Here is a 21,691-nt window from a genome sequence, read left to right on the forward strand (position 1 = left end):
AGACTCTCAGCAGCTATTGTGTCCGCTGATCATGGATGTCACTTCGATGCTGCTGAGCCTTCACTTGTGGCAATGGCAAGCGGCGCAATGATGGCATAGAGGTAGACACTATCCACTCCAGGCTCGCGGCCAGCAGCGACGCTGCAATTGGTAGAATTGTTAATGATGTTGGATGAGATATTGAGATACTGATAAACGGACAATAAAGCGGTTGCCGAAAAATGAATGAATTGAGCGAGATTGAAGCGACCATACTTACAAGGGTAAGCAGCAATGATGACAGAAACTGATACGCTATTTTGCGCTCCTGCCAGGCCCCTGCTCCGGCGGTTATGACAATCTGTGCCAGCGTCGTACCTAGAGCGGTGAAGAGGGGAATGCGCCCTTGTAACAGCAGTGGCGTCAAAACAAGGCTATAGACAAACGCGACCACCAGTGGCGCGCGTCTGCTTCCCAATACCGGACCGATAAGCAGAAGCCAGGCGAGAAGACAGAGTGAGGGCAACTGATTCTCGTTCAGGTATGAGTAGAGAGCACCATCTCCAATCAACGTTGGGAGCAGAAGCAACAGTGGGAAGACACAGGCCACCAGGGTTACGAGAACGCCACCACGCCCGAACGCCTCTCGCTGGAGAGGGAAAATAGCGGTATGTTCTGGCCTCTCTTCACCAGGTGAGAGATAGAGTGCGCCGGTCAAAGCGGCGACGTTCACGTCGGATACAGTAGTTTCCAGATGAGCAATTTGCTGATCCTGTTGGTACTGATCAGGCACAGCAACAAAGGCGGAGGCAGGCAAGGCGCTCGCTTTTCGGAGAGCCTGCGCGAACTCAAGTACCGAAGTAAAACGTTCTGTGGGCTCCTTCGCCAACGCTTTGTGTATGACGTGCTCCACCTCTTGTGGTATCGCAAGAGATGGAGGAAACGATGGTGGGGGAGCTGATAGATGTTGCAGCATCGTCTGCGTTGATGATCCCTGAAATGGTCGTTCCCCGCAGAGCCATTCATAGGCTATGACAGCCAGCGCATACTGATCGCTTGCTGGCTCCGGTCGCCTCTGCACCTGTTCAGGGGCCATATAAGCTGCTGTGCCTGCTACATGGTGGCCTTCAGATGAGGGATCCTGAACCATGATCGCAATGCCAAAATCACTCAAGAGCAATTGCCCATGACGCCCAAAGAGAATGTTCTCTGGCTTCACATCACGGTGCACAACGTGATGCTGGTGAGCGCACTGGAGCGCATCGGCAACCTGGCTTACATACTCGACAACCTGTGGCAGGGGTACGCAACTACCTCTGGGGACGCGTTGTCGCAGCGTCCCTCCTGATGCATAGTTCATTACCAGGTAAGGGGTATGTTCCACAATCCCAAAGTCAAGCACACGTACGATATGGGGATGCTCAAGCTGAGCAATCAAGCGTGCTTCCTGACGAAAGCTATCAAGCTTGTCCTCGCCATCCAGGCGGTTATGCAATAGCTTGATAGCGACCAGCATATCCAGGTGCTCCTGCCTGGCAAGGTAGACATCTGCAAAACCGCCTCTCCCTATTCGCTGCAATAAACGAAAGGCATGCAGGTCTGGCAGGTCATTCAGATTGTCGTCGATCATGAGTCGTGCCTCTGATTGCCTCTGCGAAACCCTGAGCACGTTAGCCCTGGTCACGCCAATGAAGTTGGGTTTAGTGAAGAAGTTATACAGACTGGATCGAAGCTTGCCTGCGCCGTTGATGACTAAGCACGATAGCCTGGATAATGGCTTCCAGGCCTACCATCAATGGTGGTACGATGATCAGCGAGATCCAGGGAGTCTGGCCAATAACTCCAATGGTCAGGGTTTGCTGTAAATTTCCTAGCAGTGGCGCAGCAAGGGCATAAGCAATATTAGTCCAGAGAATCATACCCAGGACCGCCAGGGTATAGATACCCCAGGAAATGAACAGGTTGCGCTTCTTGCGCCGCTCATACACTTTGCCTACCACAAAGGCAAAGGCCATCGATCCCAGGAGCGAGATCGCCAGGGGAATGAGCACCTGTGCTGGAGAGGGTATCTTCAGGTAAAATTTGATTGTGCCAGGCGCAAGATTCGTGGGATCCGAGGCGCTCTGGTTTGCGGGATCGATTAGAAGAAACACGGCCAGTAACCCAAGCGTGGAACCGGTGTAATAGATCAGATTGATAATAGTCCCACGCCATGCTCCAAACACCGGGCCGGTCATGTAGCTTGTCAAGAAGGAGAGTATAGCTGTGATGACCTCAAAGCCAATCATCGCTCCTGCATACTCTGCTAACAGGTTTGAGAAGGCTGCTGGATCCTGAGCATTCATATTGGTAACAAAGTCATTTAAGCCATTATAGAGTCTCAGGTAGACCAGGCCTTGCAGGAGCAAGGCAATTGCACAGTACACACCTACTACCCGCAGATCCCGGATCTGGAAAGGGCCACGCACGACTGGCAAGACCATGGGTTTTCCCGAGGCTGCCGTACCTGCCTCGAACTGGCGAGACTGCGATGCTGGATCGTATCCCGAGCCTGTATGGGGCGCTCCAACTCCGGTTTGTCCCTGGTAGCTCGAAACAAGCGCGCCAGAGGTCACCGCCTGGATTTCCTTGCCATCGGCAGCATCTTGCAAGGCAGCGACAAAACTCAGCATAGAGGGGAAGCGTGCCGCTGGATTTTTGCTGAGTGCTCGCGAGAGCACCGCGTTTATCCCAGGTGGCAGGTCAGGTGAGGCATCAAGCGGAGGTGGGGGAGCGCTCTCCTGTTGCTTTATCACCTCCATAAATGATCCCTGGAAAGGCAAATGGCCACTCAGCAACTCATAAGCAATAACTGCCAGGGAATATTGGTCACTTGCTGGTTCAGGGCGCCCCTGGCGCTGTTCAGGTGCCAGATACGCAACCATTTCTATCAGGTTGCTTTGCTCTTGAAATTGCGTTGTCATCGTGAGCGATGTCAGTTCCGGTGGACGAAGAAGCATAGTATCGTTTGTGTCAATCCATATCTGTTCAGGGCGAATATCGTGGTGGACCAAACCATGCTCATGCATGTACTGGAGGGCGCTGGCAACCTGGCTTACAGTATCGAGCACAACGGCGAGCTCAACCTTGCTTTCCAGGGGATAGCGCTGACGCAATGTTTCTCCGGCCATAGTAGCCACGACCAGGTATGGAATGTGCTCCTTTTCTCCATAGTCATAAATCGATAGCAGATGAGGATGCTTCAAGCGTATCAGGGGCTCTATCTCTGCCCGAAAACGCTCGCGAGCATCTTCATTCTCGATAGTGCTGTGAAACAAATGTATGGCGACAGGTGTTTCTTGATTACGAAGCTGTGCAAGGTAGATTTCGCTCGTAGCACGTTGTTCTAGAAGACGCATAAGGTGATACTGGTCGATCTGATGATCAACATGGCCTGCCATAACGCTCTATCTATCCCTTCTATCGTAGAGCAGGGTATTCGCCGTCATACTCTTCTGCTTCTGACAGCAGCCACTTCCACCCTGGAAGGGATGCCTTCACTTGGCATGTCGTCAAAGCATTTGCTAACTCTGAACAGTGGCTAGTGTGCGCTCAGGCAAATGAATGGCATCATGTGTGGCATGGAGATGGTCTACGAAAAGCCCTCTGCTTCTTCGCTGGCGAGGAAACGCTGGTTTCTGTATTAGAAGTGTACGAGGAAAAGGAAGATCCTACCAGGACAGGAGCAGGACACTTTCAGGCCACTTTGCACCAAGCACCCTATATACTCACTATCTTTGCTTTTCCTGCCAATACATGTTTGTGTTAACTGAAGACATTAATGGTGAGAGGAGTCAGCACCTGCTCTAGCAGCATGTTCAATCAGCTCACGTTGCACACACCTCTCACCAGCAATAGGCATCGGAAGCTGAGAGATATTGTCAACTTACTGATCGAAGAGAACCATGTTGCTCAAACGACGCTTGTTGAAAGGAAAAATGATGGGGATGACTGGGAAAATGTTCTGGTAGCCAACAGATCATCAACTTGCTTGAGAAGACGTGGTGTAGGCGTAAAACCATAATTAACGGCGTGCGCTTTTCCGTTTGCGTCTAGAACGACGGTACTGGGGACGGTCAGTACATGATAGGTTTGGGTAAGCTCATGCTCGCTGGTGGCGTCTACCTCTACCACCGAGACCTGTTCTCCCCGTGCTGCCAGGAGGCGCTGGAGCGCCGGAGCCTGAAGTTGATGACATTGGTGGCAATCGGGGCTACTAAAGGCCAGAATACGGACAGGGGTCATGCTCTTCTCATCAACCGGTGTTTGCGGAAAGAGAGGTGCGGCATGCAGTGCTCTCTCCCGCTGTGTCGCTACAAAGCGTTTGCCTACCCAGACCAGGAGCCAGGCACCGATGCCTACAAGCAAGAGGATACCCAGGCGTAGTGCAACGTCAGACATATTTCTCTACACTCCTCGCCAGTGGAAGTTGCCTTCATAGCGCACGCGGGGGAGGATGCCCCAGCGGCCCAGATGATAATAGACGAAGCATCCCATACAGAAGCCAACCGTCAGGTTAATGCCAGCCAGGACCAGAACGATCAAATCAAAAATCCAGCCGAGCAGGCTCAGGTGCGTTAAGAAGAGGAAGATACTTGAGAGCAAGAGGAACACCGCGCCAATGCCCTGGGCAAAACGATGAGGGGCAGGATCATCCTCGACGACGCGTGGCTTGAGCAGGCCCAGTGGCACAACTACTCCCCGGTAGAGCAGGCGATAAGGGCTGGTAGAGGGCGAGATCGCGCTCCAGGCCATGATGATGGTTGCAATCAGCACTAGCACAGGAAGATTAAAGAGGAAGGCCAGAGCCGTAAGGAGCACTGTGCTGCCCTGAGAAAATTTGCCAAAATTGGTGTCAACACGTGGAGCACTTGTGGATGTCGGCGCCGAAGGAAGAGTAGCCATGAACGCATCCTCCTGAAGGACAACGGCTTCTACGAAGCCGTATGAGCCTATATATGTGGGCTGTGAAAAATGTATACTAAATAGATTAACAATATAAAGTATTGTGCTGTATTATAGAGTTTTGTAAGAGAGAATGTCAAGCTTAAGGGCGCCGGCGTGTTCTTGCATTTTCTCGCGACTATGGTATAATCGTAGCCGTAAGGCAGGCACTGCTTGAGACAATGTCATCGTCTTCCCGCGTTTTCAGAGAGGGACAATCCTGGCTGTAATTTGTCCTATGCGCACACGATGGATACCACTCAAGAAGCTATCTCTCGTCGTAAAGTCGAGAGCGGGAGGCCCCCGTTAACGGGCTTTAAGGCTGGTTCTCGCAAGAATAGTTTAGTGAGAGCGAACCAGTGAACGTGGGTGGAACCACGGAAGAGTGACTCTTTCGTCCCTGTATTGAGGGAGAAAGAGTTTTTTTGTTGGGAGGAACGCACCATGAGACAGGGCTCTCAGCAGCAGGAGGATCGCCGCTGCCGACTCACCGTCGGCAGCGGGACTGGTTGGTCGCCGCGCATCTTTTTAGCGCCCTCTCGTGCCAGTGTATAAAAGCAGAGAGTTGACGATTGCACTAACTGAGACTCCCTCCGATGAATCAGAGGGGTTCTTGATCTGCCTCAACGCTTCTGCCTGCTCGTGTGGAACAGACAGCTCTAGTCAAGGGTCACCAAGACTTGCGGGTAGACGTGCTCTGGCGATGGGGATACCCTCGCTTCGGAACAGGTGTTCGTCTTTCGCACGTTGGAAAAGAGCTTCAGTGCTACCCACGCGCAGCTCCGCACGTTCCCCTTCCCGAAGGAAGAAGCACTGAAGAGAAACCATTGCACAAAGTGTACTGGGGAGCGAACGTTTTTTCAAGGAGCCATGGTTTTCTTATGACTATCGGGCTATTCATCCCAGCCTGGAAGGCACAGGGCTTTCTCGCCCACTTTTGTAACGCATTCATTGGCAGACAATAAACACAACAAAGATAGAGGAATAGAGAATGAGCACGTCTCTTGCAGCAGAGAAAGAGCAGGCGCAGCAGGACCTGGATCGTATGCGCCACTCAACGGCGCACTTGATGGCCGCCGCCGTCCAATTGCTCTGGCCCGAGGCCAAATTTGGTGTGGGTCCCGCGATTAAGAATGGTTTCTACTACGATATTGAGCTTCCCGAGGCTTTGACGCCCAAGGACCTGGGGCGCATCGAGCAAAAGATGCGCGAGCTCAAGAATAAAAAACTGGGCTATGATCGTATTGAGGTTGGCATCGATGAAGCCATCGAAGAGATGAGCAAACGCAATCAGCCATACAAAGTAGAACTCTTGAATTTGCTCAAGGAGCGTGGTAGCACGGCGGTTGTGCAGGAAACGGGCGACGCCGAGGCCATAGGCTTGAGCGAGGGCCAGGAGGGAAGCACGGTCGTCTCCTTCTACCAGACGGGTCACTTCCTGGACCTCTGCCGTGGACCACACGTCGAGGATACGACGCACATCGGCGTCTTCAAGCTCATGAGCATCGCGGGCGCATACTGGCGTGGCAATGAAAACAATCCGCAACTCCAGCGCTTATATGGTACGGCCTTCAATACGAAAGAAGAGCTGGATCACTACCTCTGGCTGCTCGAAGAGTCGAAGAAGCGCGATCATCGCAGATTGGGCCAGGAGCTAGACCTGTTTGCCTTCTCTGATCTCGTCGGTGGTGGTCTACCCCTCTTCACGCCCAAGGGAACGCTGGTGCGCGACCTGCTGGAGGAGTTTGTGCAGTCCTTGCAGGAGCCCCTGGGCTACCAGCGTGTGCATATTCCGCACATCACGAAGAACGATCTCTACAAGACGTCGGGACACTGGGAGAAGTTCCAGGAAGACATCTTCCATGTGAGTGGCAAGAGCGGCGAAGACTTTTGTATGAAGCCCATGAACTGCCCGCACCACACGCAGATCTACGCCAGCCGCATGCGCAGCTATCGTGAGCTGCCCATTCGCCTGAGCGAGGTCACGACGGTTTATCGTGATGAGCTGCCGGGAACGCTGCATGGTCTCTCGCGTGTACGAGCGATCACGCAGGATGACGCGCACGTCTTCTGTACGCCTGACCAGGTGCAGGAAGAGGTATTGCGTATCTACTCGATCATCGAGAACTTCTACAAGCCCTTTGGTATGACGCTCGCGGTGCGCCTCTCGCTCTGGGACGAGGAGCATCCTGAGAAATACCTGGGCACGCCCGAACTCTGGAATAGCGCCCAGGAGCAGTTGCGCGCCGTCCTGCGCATGAAGGGCATCGAATGGGTAGAAGAGGTGGGTGAGGCCGCGTTCTATGGTCCTAAGATCGACTTCACGGCCCTGGACGCCCTTGAGCGCACGTGGCAGCTCGCGACGATCCAGCTCGACTTTAATCTGCCTGAGCGCTTCAACCTGGAGTACATGGGACCTGATGGTCATGCCGCGCGCCCGGTCATGCTGCACCGCGCCGTGTTGGGTTCCGTTGAGCGCTTCATGTCGGTCTTGATCGAGCATTACGCGGGTGCCTTCCCCACGTGGCTCTCACCAGTGCAGGCCATGATCATTCCCATCGCGGATCGCCATCTCGACTACGCCTACCAGGTGAAACAGTCCCTGCTGGATGTACGTCTCTCCTCAGCGCGCGAGTCGATTCGCGTAGAGGTTGACGAGGCGCGTGAATCCATGCAGAAGAAGATCCGCAACGCGCAACTCCAGAAGGTCCCGTACATGCTCGTCCTCGGTGATAAAGAGGCCGAGAACGGTGAGGTCAACGTACGCCATCGCAGCGGCGTCAACCTGGGAACGCTCTCCGTGAGCGCCCTCGCTGAGCGTATCAAGCAGGAAATTCTCACGCGCAACGATCTCCCACGCGAATAGCTCGCCAGGTCCCAAACCGTGTAAGGGATAAAACACACAAATAGCCAAACTGGGTAAGGGTGTATAGGTGAAAAACGGCAAAGCCGTTTTTCACCTATACACCCTTACTGCCTGAGCGCCGCAGGCGCGAAGGCTCTTTTAAGAAAGGACTACTTCATGGCAACAAAAGAAGGCTGGCGTGGTCGCTTTTTTGAGGACTTTGAGATAGGCGATATCTACCAGCATCCGCTTGGAAGAACCGTGACCACGACTGACAACATGTGGTTCTCCCTCCTGACGCAGAACACTGCTCCTATTCACTTTGATCATCACTACGCGGCGCAGACAGCCTTTGGCAAGCCGCTTGTTGATTCGACCTTTACCCTGGCACTTGTGACAGGCCAGAGCGTGACGGATATCTCGCAAAATGTCTTTGCCAACCTGGGCTGGGATGAAGTTCGTCTGCCACATCCTGTATTTGAGGGCGATACCATCTACTCACAATCAGAGGTGCTGGAGAAGCGTGAGTCACGCTCACGCCCGGATGTTGGGATTATCGCTGTAAAGACCACGGGCTATAACCAGGATGGCAAGGTTGTAATTACTTTTAAGCGCACTCTGATGGTCTACAAACGTGGGCGGGCGCCAGAGATACCGCGCCTGACGCCCGAAAGTGGAGATGCTTAGCACCCCTCTCTCCAATCGCTTGCTAGCATGCCATAAATAGCCATATCAACGAAGTGGTCACCTAGTCGCTGGGCTTGGCGAATTGTGCCTTCGTGGAGAAATCCCAGGCGTTCCGCAACTGCGCGACTGCGCTTATTAGCAGTCGCGCAGTGAATCTCGATCTTATTTAAGCCATACTCATGGAAGGCATAGGCGATAAGAGCACGGCTGGCCCTAGTCACAAGCCCCTTGCCCTGCATAGAGGTATCGATCCAGTACCCAATCTCGACCTTGCTATCCTCTCTATCAAGGTCGTTGAGTCCCAGCGCACCTACAAGCTGATCCTGATACCAGAGACCGAACTGAGCGCCTTTGCCATCAGCAAACTGGCGCAGCTTGTATTGGAGAAAGCTCTGCGTTTGCTCAAGAGAATTTTCATACGCTGCCCAGGGCATCCAGGCTACCAGAGCCTCTCTGTTGCGGTTGATCAGGTCATTGTAGACCTGCGCATGATGAAGCTCAAGCAGGCGAAGTTGGATATCGTTATCTACAGCGATGTGTAGTGTGGGCTGAGAAGACATTAGACAGAATCCTTTCAATTAGCAAACTTGAACTGATCATAGGAGGGGGGGTCCTATAGCCTCAAAGGGCTTAGGGGCAGCTAGAAACTAGACACAAAAGATATGAAAAATTTGTTGATTAAAATCATAGCTGCAGTTGGTAGTAGTGATCAACGCGTGTTTGTTGGAAGCCGCAGGACTGGTAGAGGCCAAGGGCGTGGCTATTCTCGGTCTCCACATCGAGCCCGATGCGCTGCGAGCCTTCAGCCAGTAGCATCTCCACTGTCATAGTGAGAACCTGGCGCCCCAGGCCCTTTCCCTGGAAAGACGGGAGGATACCAAAGGCAGTAATATCTACCTGTCCGTCTCCTTCAGCGACTGTGCTGATACAGCCTACTGCCTTACTAGAGTCTAGGGTAACTAGAAAGAAACGGCGCGCGGGTTTAAGAATAGCTTTTGCCACCCATGGAGCAACCTCCTCTTCGGCATCGCCAAAGGCCTGAATGGCAATCCCACTTACCTGTGCGGCTTGAGTAGGAGTTGCCTGGCGCAGAGTAAGGCCATCACGCCACACCGCTGGTCGCTTAATGTCAGTAGTGGCCAGTTCCATATGGTACTCTGAAAGGGTATAGGTTCCTCCAGCAGCATGAATAAAGGCCTTGCCAGCCTCCCATCCACCCACGCCAATAATGGTCAATCCTTCTTTGGCCTGCTTCCGACAGTAGTTTTTGATCGCGTCTAACAGGCGCCGCCCTACGCCCTGGCGACGATATGCAGGATGGATCGCGCCAATAACCTCAATGGTCCACTCGCCAAAGAGAAAAGCGACCCCAATAAGCTGCCCTCCTCTGTAGTAGAGGAAGCCATTGCCAGGTTCATGCGTCAGGTTATCTACATTGACTGCCAAAGCCAGGCCATCATGCTGAGCACAGAGATCCAGCAAAGCCTTAACGTCGGCATGATCTGCTGGAGCGATCTCAGCTTTAATTACATCTTGTGCTTGATGCTGTATCATAAAGTGTGATTCCTCTTCTCAAAAAGTTGATCTTTTACTTTCAAGTACTTTTGGGCATGCAACGACCCGGATAAGTGCCAGGAAGAAGGTTTGTATAGAGAGGATGTGCTGAATAAGGCTAAAGCTGCATAGCTAAAAATAGCTGAATGCCTTTTGTAGAAGTGCTTCCGCGAGGAACAAAGGTGATGAGACGTGCCGAGTTATCAGATGTGGACAAACGAATATATGGATGTCTAACGCGGGTATTACTTACGCTCTTATCGCGGAAAGGCTGCACAACCTCGTATAGCAGAATGTGTTTTTCATGAATCGTGCCCCTTTCTTTTATCAAAACGCCTTGAACTCGCTCATAATAGCATATTGCCGGGCTTTTTACAACAAAATTGTAGCAGATTTTGGCTTGTAAGCTTGCCTCAAAGGATATCTTGCCAGACCCGATACCGATCAGGTACGATAAGGTTGTGCTTGGAGATGCCAGGCGTGATCGGTTTAGGCGAGAAGCCGCTCTGAGCAGAGATAACATAAGAAAGAGAGCAAGCGAGCATGAAAAATAGCAGTGTTGATAGCAAATCCTCAAGAGAGACATATATTCAGGATCAGCAAAGACATAGTGTGGGCGAACTGCTGGCGCTTACGGTTCCCCTGGCATCAGTGGTTGCATCAGTGGCCTGGGCTACAGCAACATACTTCATCGTGCGCGAGGTACAGCGAGCACGCGTCGAGGTAGCACGTATAGAGGCAGAGAGAAAGTAGCCTCTCATTTAAGTCTCCTCTGGGGTTTCAGGAGAAAATTCTTCGGGATGGGTGGTGCGCCAATTTGACCAGCAGGCCTGGATCAAGGCCTGGCAGAGACCGGCTATGGGCGCCGCCAGAACCGCGCCAATAATTCCGAAGAGGCTGCTACCTATGAGCAAGGCAAAGATAGAGATGATAGGGTGCAGGCCGATAGCATGCCCCAGGATACGAGGAGCCAGGATCTGTCCCTCCAGAACGCCGTTGATGATCGTCACGAAAATGGCCATGATCAGTGCCGTATGCCAGCCGTTCGCGAGGGCAAAAAGCACGCCAATCGTACCCGAAATATAGGCCCCAATAATAGGTACGAACTCAAAGACAAAGACGATGATTGCCAACAGGATGATAAAGGGGACACCAATAAACGAGGCCCCAACCGCAGTAATCAGCGTAATAATGACGGCCAATATGATCTGCCCCCGGACATAGCCTCCAAACGAGCGTTCAAGCGTATTGATAAAGAAGTTTATCTTTGCTTTGAAGCGCTGCGGCGTGTTTTGCCTGAACCAGTGTACTGCCCGTGATCCATCGATTAAGAAGTACAGACAGAATGAGGTTAAGATAATGACGTTGATGATGATCGCGAACAGGTTGCTGATAAAGGGAAGAATATTAAAAACGGCGCCCTGTAGATAGCCCGCGACCTGCTGGAGCGCGCTCACTAACTGCTGTGGAGAGGAGCCGATCTGGGTCAGAAAGTGAAAGATCGGCTGGAGCTGCTTCTGAAAGGTGGGATGCTGCACAAAGGTCTGTAACGAAGTGACAAGGGAGGCGAGCTGCTGAATGGCTGCGAGTATCACAAAATACAGGAGAGAGACCAGGAGTAGCAGCAGCGCCAGAAAGACCACGGCAATCGCCAGGGGCCGGGGCAACACACGCTCCAGGATTTTCACCAGAGGATGAATGATATAGGCGATAAGCCCCGCAAGCGTGAGCAAGATGATGGGACCCGCGATAAGTCCAATAAAGCGCGCAAGAATACCAACTATAACCAGCCAGGTTAAGAGCGTCACTGAAACGAAGAATCGTTTGCGCCAGAGATCGATAGTTGTTGCCTCGCTCTCTGAAGAAACACGCATAGGCATTGCGGAATCGCTCCTTACTGAGGAAAGTTCCAGCCTTTATGGCAAACGTTTACGTTGGGATACTTCTATTGTACTGCCTTACCAAACACGCACCCTACCTGTGCTGAAGAGATCACTCCAAAGGGGCAGGAGAAATACTCCTAATATGTGATGGCATATGGGGAGATGCTCATTATAGTGGAGAAGGTAGAGGGAATATCCTCTACCCTAAAAAGCGACACACAAGGAGATAAAGCGCTATGCAAGCCCCAGCAGGAGGTTCCAAGGAAAATCTTTTCGTGCTCAAGTTTATTGATGAAGCAACTGCCCAGCGTATGCTTGATGTCATAACCCAACTACAGACCCAGAAGTTAATTAAATGTGATGATGCCGCTCTGGTCACGCGCAGAGCCGATGGGCGTCCCAAGATCCGCCAGGCGCACAACCTGGTGGGCGCTGGAGCGATGGGAGGTGCCTTCTGGGGACTGCTGGTTGGCATGCTCTTTCTTAATCCATTGGTTGGTATGGCGATAGGAGCCGGGGCGGGTGCCCTCTCCGGAAAAATGGCCGATATCGGCATTGACGATAATTTTATCAAGCAGGTCTCCAACGCGATTCAACCTGGAGAGGCCGCGCTCTTCTTGTTGACACGTGAGGCGGTCATGGACAAGATCATACCTCAAATTAAAGATATCCAGTTCCAGGTCATCCAGACCTCACTTTCAAGTCAGGACGAGGCCCAGTTGCGTGAAATGCTCGGTTCAGCCCGCGCTCAGTAAAGAGTCAGGTGCAACAAGAAGCGCGAGGCCACTGGCCTCGCGCTTCTTGTTGCACCTGACCGTGCGATACAATAGAGCTGTATGTACATATTTTGTTAAGCCAGGTAGGTGAGCATTGAAGGGAGAAGCTTATGACGACGATAGCCGTGCTGGGGGCGGGATGTAGCGGGCTGGCGGCAGCGCATGTTTTGCAGGATGCGGGCTGGCAGGTGACGCTCTTTGAGAAGAGCCGGGACGTGGGTGGGCGTGCCGCGACACGCAGCCGCGAGGGCTTTATCTACGATCATGGCGCACAGTACATCAAGCCGGGAGCACCTGCCTCGATCTCCTGGATTACGGGGCGCTTTCGTACCCCTGATCTTATCGATATCGAGAAACCAGTCTGGGTCTTCAACGGGCAGGGAGAGATCCAGGAGGGCGACGCCGAGCAAAACGCCGAGGAGAAGTGGACCTATCGCAGCGGCCTGGCTACGTTGGCCAAACAGATGGCCAGGGGACTCGACATTCATCTGGAGACACGTATCGATCATATCCGGAAGACCCCTCAGGGCTGGTGGCTTACACCTGAACACGGAGCAGAGCAAGGCCCTTTCTCCAGGCTTCTCATAACATTTCCCCTTCCCCAGGCCCAAGAACTGCTAGAGAAGAGTCAATTAGAGCCTGGCTTGCAGGGGGCCATAGTGGCCCAACTGGGTGCAGCAACTTACCGACCACTGCTCTCCATTATGCTTGGGTATCGTCCTATGCCACAACGGCGCCCATACTATGCCCTGGTCAATATCGACAAGGCCCACCCTATCTCCTGGCTAGCCTGGGAACATGAGAAAGCGCAAGAGCGCGTTCCCTCGGGCGCGGGACTCCTTATTGCCCAGATGGCCCCTGATTATAGCCGTGAGCAATGGGAGAGAGAGGACTCGGAGTTGGTGCGAGAGAGCGCAGCCATGGTGGCGCAACTGGTGCAGGAAGAGGGGTTAGCAACCCCCATCTTTAGCGATGTCCAGCGCTGGCGCTATGCCCTGCCTGACCAGAAAGCCGATAGCGAGCAGTTGCACGCGCTTACCCTGCCAGCGGGACTGGCTTTCTGCGGTGATGGCTTCGTTGGTGGTCGCGTCCATCGTGCGCTCGAACACGGAATACAGGTCGCCCAACAATTGCTCTATCCCAAAAGTAGCCGCGTACACCAGTAGCGGCGTCATAGAGAGGGAAGTGACATATATACTACTTATCCACTACTTATCCGAAAACCTGAGCGCGCCTGTCCCCGAATGGGGAAGCGCTAGGCATGCGAGTGACGTTGGGTTTCGGAATAAGATCACAGTGAGGAATAGAGGAAACCAACGTTGGGCAAAGGATATCCCTTTCAACTGATAACGTCTGTGCAACTATTTTTTGCGGTCCGCGTGGTATGGCGTATGGCAAAGGGAGGCGGCGGGAAACGTCTTCAGGCGCGGGAGACAGCACAGGCAACTGGAGAACAGGTAGCCGTTATTGTGCCTGTCCTGAATGAATATACACGCCTGGCACCTTGCCTGGAAGGGCTAATGGTGCAGGGAAGCGAGGTTTGCGAGATCCTGGTTGTCGATGGAGGTTCGACCGATGGCACACAACAACTTGTGACTGCCTATGCCCAGCGCGACACGCGTATCCGCCTTATTGACGCCAGCCCCATTCCCGAGGATTGGAACGGCAAGGTCTGGGGGCTGCAAACAGGCTGGAAAGCTGTAGTACCTACAACCAATAACTGGGTATTAATTATAGATGCGGATGCTCGCACAAAGCCGCTACTTGCCTCAACGTTACTGGAGCATGCCAGGTCGGCCCAGCTCGATGGGCTGAGCGTGGCGACGCAACAGGAATTGGGAAGCATTGGCGAAGGGCTTGTACATCCCGCTCTGCTGACGACGCTGGTCTACCGCTTTGGCGCCCCCGGGAGAGAATTCCAACGTGTGCAAGACGTTCAGGCTAACGGCCAGTGCTTTCTCTTCAGACGCACAGCCCTGGCGCGCTATGATGGATTTGCCAGCACTCGTTTCTCGGTCAGTGAAGATGTTACTATGGCGCGGATGCTGGTACGCGATGGGTATCGCGTTGGCTTCTATGAGGCAGACGACCTGGTATCAGTAAAGATGTATGAGAACTGGCGTGAGGCCTGGCAGAATTGGACACGCTCGCTCCCCCTGCACGATCATTTCTCGGGGACGCAGACAGCTCTTGGCTGGTTGGAAATTCTCCTGGTGCAGGCTCTACCTCTCCCACTCTTACTTTGCCTCCTCTTCCTCCGCACGCGCGATTGGCGTATACTAACGGCAAATGGAGTCCTGGTAGCGATGCGCCTGGGAGTCCTGGTGGGAACGGCGCGTGCTTATCCAAGGCGTCCGTGGTCATACTGGTTCTCGCCGTTGTGTGACCTGCTGGTAGCCATGCAACTGGGCAGGATGGCTTTGAGACGTAAGCATACCTGGCGTGGTCGGACCGTCATACGCAGAGGTTCTCTATGAGTTCATTGTGGTACTCTATAACAGTCGCTCCCGAGTTAGGAATTGTGCTTGGCCTGACCCCTGTTATGCTTGTGCGTCAGCGTTCTAAGAAAGAGAAACAGAGCGGGCACGCCCCTGACCGGCCCCCATTTGTTGTGCGTGTCATTCGGGCTATCTCGCAGTATGTCCTCCAAATAGGTTGCTGGCTTATCACCACCGCAGGAACCAGGATAACGGTGGAGGGGCTTGAGAACCTTCCAGAGAAGGGGCCACTCCTGATCGCAGCCAGGCACTATCATCACCTGTATGATGGCTGCATCCTCTTGCGCTGTATCCCCAGGCGCATGCATATTTTTGTGGCGCTGGATTGGATACGCACGCGCTGGCAACGCGCGCTCATGGAGTGGGCATGTACCACCCTCAGCTGGCCAACGGTCTTACGTACCGAACGACTCTTCGTAACCACAGATGGTCAGGAAGGAGAGAGTATTTTCCGAGTTGACGAGGTGAAGAAATATCTGAGAAACGCAGTCAAGGACGCGATGCTGCTCCTGCGCCATGGAAAGGGACTGGTAATCTTCCCCGAGGCCTACCCAAATGTCGATCCCGATCCTAATCCTAAAGATCGTGGCGTCTCTTTTCTCCCCTTCCGGGCGGGCTTTGTGCGCCTGGTGGAACTGGCGGAGCGGGACGAGCAGGCGAGGGTTGCCATTGTTCCCACAGGCTTTTGCTATACGCCTGGCAAGCGGCGCTGGCAGGTGACACTGCGCCTGGGTACGCCGCTCTACCGGAAGGACTATGAAGACGCCACCGCCCTTGCAAGCGCGATTGAGGAGCGTGTACAGGAACTTTCCCACTAAAAAGAGGACTGATCTTGTTACTGGTCTAGGGACGCGCCGCTTCCACGGGTCCCGTGCCCTTGCGCCAGTAGCTGACGAATTTTCTCCCCTGTCTCCCCTTCTTTGATGGGCGTATACACAACCACCTTCAAATCTGGCTCATCGTACATCTGAAACATGAGATGCTCAAAAGCCAGGATACCCGCCTGGGGATGTTTGAGCACCTTTTGACCCTCTGGCCCTCGTAGCACCTCGTGATCGGACCACCAAGCGCGAAATTCGGGGCTAATGGTTTGCAAAGCGGCAATTAATTCCGTCATCCATGGATCGCCGGGAAAACGTCCATAGCTCGTCCGAAATTGTGCCAGAATGCGGCGTGCGTGTTTGTCCCAATCTACTATTCGTTGGCGATGAGAGGCAGAGGCAAAGGTGAGCCAGAGAACGTTGCGCTCACGTGACGTCATATGAGGAAAATCGTACAGCACAACGCGTGCAGCATCATTCCAGGCAACAATATCCCAGCGCGGCCCGATAGCGAAGGCTGGACTGAGGTCAAGATGATCAAGAAAATGCTGCAAGGTCGCGCTGACCGTCTCGCGCAGTGGAGTTCCCTCTGGAGGTGGCTGCTGATGAGCCAGAAAGAAGAGATGCTCGCGCTCGTTAGCATCCAGTTGGAGGGCTTGAACCAGACTTTCGAGCACCTGAATTGAAACGCTGATTGGGCGTCCCTGTTCTAGCCAGGTATACCAATCCACGCTTACGCCCGCCAGTTGCGCCACCTCTGCGCGTCTCAAGCCGGGCGTCCTCCGCCTCTCCCCACGTGGCAAGCCAACCAGTTCAGGAGCAATCCGTCCCCTTCTGGTGCGCAAAAAATCTCCGAGTTCCTGTACGCGTAATTGCTCCTGCTGGCTTGCCATGACTGCTCCCTTTAGCTGTTGATGTTCCATAGGAGTCCCACTCCTATGATAAACGCTCGTCTGGTTCAAGAATACTTTTCATTATACACTTTCGCTGGGTTGAGGACGAGGTTTACTGACCCAGGACGATATATCAAGGAGACAACAATATGGATATCAGCGGAAATACAATCATTGTGGTGGGGGGGAGCTCTGGTATGGGATTTGGCGTCGCTCAGGCTGCCCTGGCGAAAGGGGCTAAAGTGGTCATCGTGGGACGTTCTCCAGAGCGACTGGCCCAGGCTACTGAGGACCTGGCGGGTGGGGAGCGTGTAAAGTCGATCTCAGCCGATGTCACGCGTGAAGATGAGGTGCGCCACCTGTTTGAGGTTGCCGGGAGCTTCGATCATCTTTTTGTCTCGGCTGCCTCTCATCTCGCTTACCAGCCAATTCGTGACTTTGATCTAGAGGCTGCGCGCAAGACTATCGACGCAAAGCTTATCGCGGCGCTACTGCTCTCGAAATATGCCTCGCGACAGATCAACGGACATGGCTCGATTACCTTTACGGCTGGAATCGCTGCTGAGCGCCCAATGGCAACAGCCGCGCTTGTGGCAGCAGTCAATGGTGGGCTCTTCTCGTTTACCTATGCCCTGGCCATTGGCCTGGCGCCAGTACGCGTCAATACCATCTCCCCCGGCTGGATTGATACACCAATCTGGGAAACATCGGCCCTAGCAGCCAACAAGTCTGCCCGTTTTGAGCAGATGGCGCAGCGTCTGCCAGCAGGCCGTATTGGTCGCCCCTCGGACATCGGTCACGCAGCCATCTTCCTGATGGAAAACGAGTTTACAACTGCGACTGTTTTGCCTGTAGATGGTGGCCATCGACTGGTGTGAGGTCTCTCTCTTCGCATCCCTTTGAGCATCGCAGGCGCTACTCACTATAGAAAAGAGAGAGGGCAAAGTCCTCTCTCTTTTCTATAGTGAGTAGCGCCTGCACATAATATGTTCTTTACCACTGTGCGGCTACACTATTGATAGGAGCGGTCTCCTGATCCGCCTCGAGGAGGACACTCGGCTTGCTCAGAAGGACAAAGCCGAAGGCACCTTTGGCCAGGATGTCAAGAACCGCATACAGAACGACTTCAGGCAAGAGAGAGATGACGCCGAAGCCCTCGGTACCCAGGATCCAGACGATGGGGTAACAGACCCAGAGCGCGATGAGCATAATCGACAGTGTGCTATAGTGGCGCTGCACTGGTTCACTGCGTACGTTTGCTTCTGGAGTAAGTTTGACTACAATAAAGTAGAGTACGGCCAGGAAGCCCGCACAGCTTACAGCAAAGAACGCCCAGCGGAAGTTGCTGCGAATAAGCGAGGCACCCAGTCCTGAAACAATCATGTATACATCAGCAGCAATCATGGTGCCGATGACAGCAAAGCGGCTGGGGAAATTACGTGGTAAGGCAATCAAGGCCAGGTTCATGAGCAGGAGCGGCGTAGTAATTACCCAGTCAATGTAGCGACCAAAGAGGATGACTCTCCCGTTCTGTCCGATGCCACCATAACCGCTCGCCATGGTCATATATAGGGTGGCCGCGATCAACGTAATCAGGGCGGTGAGGTAGTAAAAGTGTTTGATTTCGGTACGCGCGCGAAATGAGCGGTAGGTAAAGACGAGTGTACAAAGGATCATGAGGAGCGACGTGACCCATAAGACGGTCACTGTAGCAGAATTCATAGATCTTCTCCTTTGCGCATAGACGCGTTACGTATCGTACAACGATATACTTATTAAGCGCATATACGCGACTCTAGATGCCTATGATGAGTCTGGCATAGCTCTAAAGCGGTGGTCACTTGCATTATAAAGCGACAAAAAAGCTGCACAACGCTGTCTCTTCTCTCAACCTGGTTGCATTTTCGTTCTGCCTGTGCTATATTCCGGCACCAGAGAGAGTAGTCAATGGGCGAATATATGGGGAGACAAAATCTACTTGCCAGAGGTATTGAGAGGAAGTAAAATAGCGTGAAAAGTCCGCAACATAGGTGGTGGCAACCGCTAGTGAGTATCTGTATTCTGATTGGGATGGTTGCACTGCTTGCCTGGGTACTGTATGTACCCTGGAATCGCACGCAGCAAGCACTCATCGATGGTACAACCCAGATGGGTCCCCTGGCAATCTTTGTTACGCCGACCGCCACACCAACCCAGATGAAGACGATGCCTACCCCTACCGCCAGCGTCACTCCTGATATGCCTGTCAAAATCTATTGCGAGGTGACGAAGACCCAGGTCATCGACCGCAGGCCAAAGTACGATAATTTTGACTATTTTATCTATGCGACCCTACTTATACGCCAGAACGACCTCTCCTACACACGCACAGGACAAATCATTCGCATGCAATGGCTTCCCACATCGACGCCCATCGCGTTAGGCAGCCTCAAAGATATCCATCAGGGCGCAGTCTTACAGATAAGCGGGGCAATGGATCCTACTCTACTGCTCCACGTCAACCAGGTAGCAGTACTGACCGGGCATGTCGCCGTCAAACCTCCAACATACTAAACGAGTTGTAATAACATGTAGGGTCCAGGCTGGCTTGGACTCCGAGTGAAGCGACCTTCCCGCACCTAAGTATCGACCTGGGGGCTGGGCGAGCCCAAGCCAGCCTGGACCCTACACGACAGGGGTGAATGCAGCCCCACTCTGTGCTGGCAGGGTAATCTCGATACCTTGCGCAGTGAGGCGTGCGTTTGCCCGTCCACACGTTGCCAGGAGGCATGTATATTCGCGGGCCTTGCCAGGTTTGGGGAGAAGCAAAGTCTGTTGTGTATTACTCAGGTTGAAGGTCACCAGGATATCGCCATAGATCAACGCATCCGCATCGATTGATGTTTGGGCATAGGCATAGGCTTTCTGTGCTACATTCAGGTGCATGGTACGGCGTTTTCCCTGCCGCAGAACTGGGAAGGCCTTCCTTATCTGAATAAGTGAGCGATAGAAGGAGAGCAGATCCTGGTTCCATTGTTCTGTAGTCCAGGGCATATCCTGACGAGCGAGGGCATCACCACCAGCCACCGCTCCAATATCTACGGAATGAGACATACCAACCTCAGTTCCATAATAGATGACAGGTGTTGCGGTCAGGGTAAACTGGCAGAGAGCCGCCATTTTGAGGCGTTGGGTATCCTGGTTGGCCACAAAGAGGAAGCGGTTCATGTCATGGTTATCCAGGAAGCTCACACGCTCTGGCGCCTGCATCATAAATTGCTCATAGCTATAGAGGAATGTATCAAGCTTCTGGACATTCCAATCTTTGATCCCAAAGGTGTGGCGTAAGGCAGAGGCGAGGGGGAAATCGAGCAGCCCATCCAGTTTACCGTGGAAGCGAGCCATGCTATCTGGTGTATCTGTCACCTCGCCTACCGTGATAGATTCAGGCGCGACCGCGCGTGTGACCTGGCGGAACTCGGTCCAGAAATCCATGCTATGCCCAATCGCGTGATCGAGACGAAAACCGTCTATTCCATAGTCTTTTAACCATGTGATGGCACTCTCAAAAATATAGCGGCGAGCACCCCGACTTTCGGTGCTAAATGAGGGAAGCGAGGGAACCATGTCGAGGAAGCTACGATAGTTGTCAGGCCAGGCGTAGAAGGTAAACCAGTCGGCAGATTCCGCATCCTGATTCTGCTGAGCCTCAAGGAAGGCGGGATGATGCCAGGAGACGTGACTGGGAACAAAATCCAGGATAACACGCATCCCCTGAGCATGGGCGCGTTGCGTCAGCTCTTTGACATCCTCATTTGTTCCCAGCCTGGGATCGACGGTATTAAAATCTATACCATCATAACGATGATAGGTCTCGGCCTGGTGAATTGGTGAGAGCCAGAGGCAGGTAACACCTAGATCCGCCAGATAGGGCAGAGCATCAATGACACCCTGTAGCGTTCCACCATGCAGCGCCTGGAGATCAGGATTATGCGGGAAGTCGCCACCTGGTTCGCTGGTGCGAAAACGATCCACAAAGATCTGATAAATAATGCCATCCTGGGTCCATTGTGGAAAATGAGGCGCCTTCGCCTCAACAGTATAGGCAAAGGTGGTGACGGCGAGCAGACCCCGCTGGCGGTACCAGTGCCCCTGCCCATCTTGCGCCCAGACATCTGGCTCTTCCTGGTATGAATGGCGATACCAGCCGCCAATGCGGTAGCGGACAATGGTGTGTGCAGTCTGCGCGGGAAGAATGGCCCGCCAGCGTGTGAGGTAGCCCACCTGCGTCTCCCAATCGACTCGCACCTTTTCCAGTGGCAAGGTCATTGAGGAGGTATCTGGCAGACTTCCATCTGTGGTATAAAAGAGGACGCTACGCTCCAGGGGATAATTTTCACCACTCGTTGCCCAGATCTCCACAGCTTGACCCGCCTGGGGAGCAGAAGGAATGAGAATATTGTCATGGCGAAACTGGTTCTGCTGAGCGAGAATGCGAGCTTCAATCTCAGGGACAGGTAAATCTCCGGGGGCGGAGGTAATATTATCGGTCATTTCTGTTACCGCCGACATTGGCGGTGTTTCATTCGTTACTTGCTCGGTCAGATCAGGCATAACGCTGCGTTCCTTGAGAGCTATATTTAACAACACGTATTTGTTGACCATCCAACAATTGACAGTCAAACTATATACAAGAAACGCGGGAATGTCAACCCAAAACCGCGTGTTTGTGCGGGTCTCCTATTCCTCTTGCGCGCGCTCGTGAAACTCTCACCACGAGAAGTTGCTCTAAT

At 53.2% G+C, this 21,691-nt stretch carries 19 protein-coding genes; 9 read left to right on the forward strand and 10 right to left on the reverse strand.

The window, feature by feature from the left end; all coding sequences use genetic code 11:
• Nucleotides 1-13: 13 nt before the first annotated feature.
• From KRAC_RS64255 to KRAC_RS51330, 4 genes are all read right to left on the reverse strand, one after another.
• A complete protein-coding gene (locus KRAC_RS64255) occupies nt 14-1,609 on the reverse strand; it encodes a serine/threonine protein kinase (RefSeq protein WP_007920870.1) in 1,596 nt (531 codons plus the stop codon).
• 82 nt (nt 1,610-1,691) lie between these two features.
• Complete coding sequence (locus KRAC_RS51315; protein ID WP_007920872.1) at nt 1,692-3,419, reverse strand: serine/threonine protein kinase; 1,728 nt, start codon at nt 3,417-3,419, stop codon at nt 1,692-1,694.
• A 511-nt stretch (nt 3,420-3,930) separates the two neighbouring features.
• Nucleotides 3,931-4,419: a thioredoxin family protein gene (locus KRAC_RS51325; RefSeq protein WP_007920874.1), complete on the reverse strand. Its 489-nt coding sequence runs from the start codon at nt 4,417-4,419 to the stop codon at nt 3,931-3,933.
• A gap of 6 nt (nt 4,420-4,425) precedes the next feature.
• Nucleotides 4,426-4,923, reverse strand: coding sequence for a DUF4395 domain-containing protein (locus KRAC_RS51330; RefSeq protein WP_007920880.1), 498 nt, complete (start codon nt 4,921-4,923; stop codon nt 4,426-4,428).
• A gap of 1,030 nt (nt 4,924-5,953) precedes the next feature.
• Between KRAC_RS51330 and thrS the strand changes: the two genes are divergently transcribed.
• On the forward strand, nt 5,954-7,828 hold the full coding sequence (thrS, locus tag KRAC_RS51335) for a threonine--tRNA ligase (protein WP_007920882.1): 1,875 nt from the start codon (nt 5,954-5,956) through the stop codon (nt 7,826-7,828).
• A 156-nt stretch (nt 7,829-7,984) separates the two neighbouring features.
• Complete coding sequence (locus tag KRAC_RS51340) at nt 7,985-8,494, forward strand: MaoC family dehydratase (protein ID WP_007920883.1); 510 nt, start codon at nt 7,985-7,987, stop codon at nt 8,492-8,494.
• On the opposite strand, the gene KRAC_RS51345 is transcribed toward KRAC_RS51340, so the two are convergent.
• Together KRAC_RS51345 and KRAC_RS51350 are read right to left on the reverse strand one after the other, a co-directional pair.
• Nucleotides 8,491-9,054: a GNAT family N-acetyltransferase gene (locus KRAC_RS51345; RefSeq protein ID WP_007920886.1), complete on the reverse strand. Its 564-nt coding sequence runs from the start codon at nt 9,052-9,054 to the stop codon at nt 8,491-8,493. The two genes, KRAC_RS51340 and KRAC_RS51345, sit on opposite strands and share 4 nt — an antisense overlap.
• Nucleotides 9,055-9,178: 124 nt before the next feature.
• A complete protein-coding gene (locus KRAC_RS51350) occupies nt 9,179-10,048 on the reverse strand; it encodes a GNAT family N-acetyltransferase (RefSeq protein WP_007920888.1) in 870 nt (289 codons plus the stop codon).
• Between the two features lie 543 nt (nt 10,049-10,591).
• On the opposite strand from KRAC_RS51350, the gene KRAC_RS51355 reads away from it, so the two are divergent.
• Nucleotides 10,592-10,801 carry a hypothetical protein gene (locus KRAC_RS51355; RefSeq protein ID WP_040447517.1) on the forward strand — a complete coding sequence of 70 codons (210 nt, stop codon included), beginning with the start codon at nt 10,592-10,594 and terminating at the stop codon, nt 10,799-10,801.
• An 8-nt stretch (nt 10,802-10,809) separates the two neighbouring features.
• Here the strand turns inward: KRAC_RS51355 and KRAC_RS51360 are convergent, their stop codons facing one another.
• On the reverse strand, nt 10,810-11,928 hold the full coding sequence (locus KRAC_RS51360) for an AI-2E family transporter (RefSeq protein ID WP_007920891.1): 1,119 nt from the start codon (nt 11,926-11,928) through the stop codon (nt 10,810-10,812).
• A 239-nt stretch (nt 11,929-12,167) separates the two neighbouring features.
• On the opposite strand from KRAC_RS51360, the gene KRAC_RS51365 reads away from it, so the two are divergent.
• The 4 genes from KRAC_RS51365 to KRAC_RS51380 all read left to right on the forward strand — a co-directional run bounded on the left by KRAC_RS51365 (nt 12,168) and on the right by KRAC_RS51380 (nt 16,023).
• Nucleotides 12,168-12,686 carry a DUF1269 domain-containing protein gene (locus KRAC_RS51365; protein WP_007920892.1) on the forward strand — a complete coding sequence of 173 codons (519 nt, stop codon included), beginning with the start codon at nt 12,168-12,170 and terminating at the stop codon, nt 12,684-12,686.
• A 131-nt stretch (nt 12,687-12,817) separates the two neighbouring features.
• Nucleotides 12,818-13,873, forward strand: coding sequence for an NAD(P)/FAD-dependent oxidoreductase (locus tag KRAC_RS51370; RefSeq protein ID WP_007920893.1), 1,056 nt, complete (start codon nt 12,818-12,820; stop codon nt 13,871-13,873).
• 189 nt (nt 13,874-14,062) lie between these two features.
• Complete coding sequence (locus KRAC_RS51375) at nt 14,063-15,184, forward strand: glycosyltransferase family 2 protein (protein WP_211221495.1); 1,122 nt, start codon at nt 14,063-14,065, stop codon at nt 15,182-15,184.
• The gene (locus KRAC_RS51380) at nt 15,181-16,023 is read left to right on the forward strand and encodes a lysophospholipid acyltransferase family protein (RefSeq protein ID WP_007920895.1); all 843 of its coding nucleotides are present in this window, start codon (nt 15,181-15,183) and stop codon (nt 16,021-16,023) included. Before KRAC_RS51375 ends, KRAC_RS51380 begins: the two co-directional genes overlap by 4 nt.
• A 17-nt stretch (nt 16,024-16,040) precedes the next feature.
• Here the strand turns inward: KRAC_RS51380 and KRAC_RS51385 are convergent, their stop codons facing one another.
• Nucleotides 16,041-16,949 carry a helix-turn-helix transcriptional regulator gene (locus tag KRAC_RS51385; protein WP_007920896.1) on the reverse strand — a complete coding sequence of 303 codons (909 nt, stop codon included), beginning with the start codon at nt 16,947-16,949 and terminating at the stop codon, nt 16,041-16,043.
• A gap of 119 nt (nt 16,950-17,068) precedes the next feature.
• Between KRAC_RS51385 and KRAC_RS51390 the strand changes: the two genes are divergently transcribed.
• Nucleotides 17,069-17,797, forward strand: coding sequence for an SDR family oxidoreductase (locus tag KRAC_RS51390; RefSeq protein WP_007920897.1), 729 nt, complete (start codon nt 17,069-17,071; stop codon nt 17,795-17,797).
• A 115-nt stretch (nt 17,798-17,912) separates the two neighbouring features.
• Here KRAC_RS51390 and KRAC_RS51395 read toward each other — a convergent pair whose 3' ends face one another.
• Complete coding sequence (locus KRAC_RS51395) at nt 17,913-18,641, reverse strand: bacteriorhodopsin (RefSeq protein WP_007920898.1); 729 nt, start codon at nt 18,639-18,641, stop codon at nt 17,913-17,915.
• A gap of 288 nt (nt 18,642-18,929) precedes the next feature.
• Between KRAC_RS51395 and KRAC_RS51400 the strand changes: the two genes are divergently transcribed.
• Nucleotides 18,930-19,472 (forward strand): hypothetical protein, encoded by a 543-nt coding sequence (locus KRAC_RS51400; protein WP_007920899.1) that lies wholly within the window; start codon nt 18,930-18,932, stop codon nt 19,470-19,472.
• Nucleotides 19,473-19,583: 111 nt separating this feature from the next.
• On the opposite strand, the gene KRAC_RS51405 is transcribed toward KRAC_RS51400, so the two are convergent.
• The gene (locus tag KRAC_RS51405; protein WP_007920900.1) at nt 19,584-21,512 is read right to left on the reverse strand and encodes an alpha-amylase family glycosyl hydrolase; all 1,929 of its coding nucleotides are present in this window, start codon (nt 21,510-21,512) and stop codon (nt 19,584-19,586) included.
• Between the last annotated feature and the right edge of the window lie 179 nt (nt 21,513-21,691).

Source organism: Ktedonobacter racemifer DSM 44963 (genome assembly GCF_000178855.1).
In the GTDB taxonomy this organism is placed as follows: domain Bacteria; phylum Chloroflexota; class Ktedonobacteria; order Ktedonobacterales; family Ktedonobacteraceae; genus Ktedonobacter; species Ktedonobacter racemifer.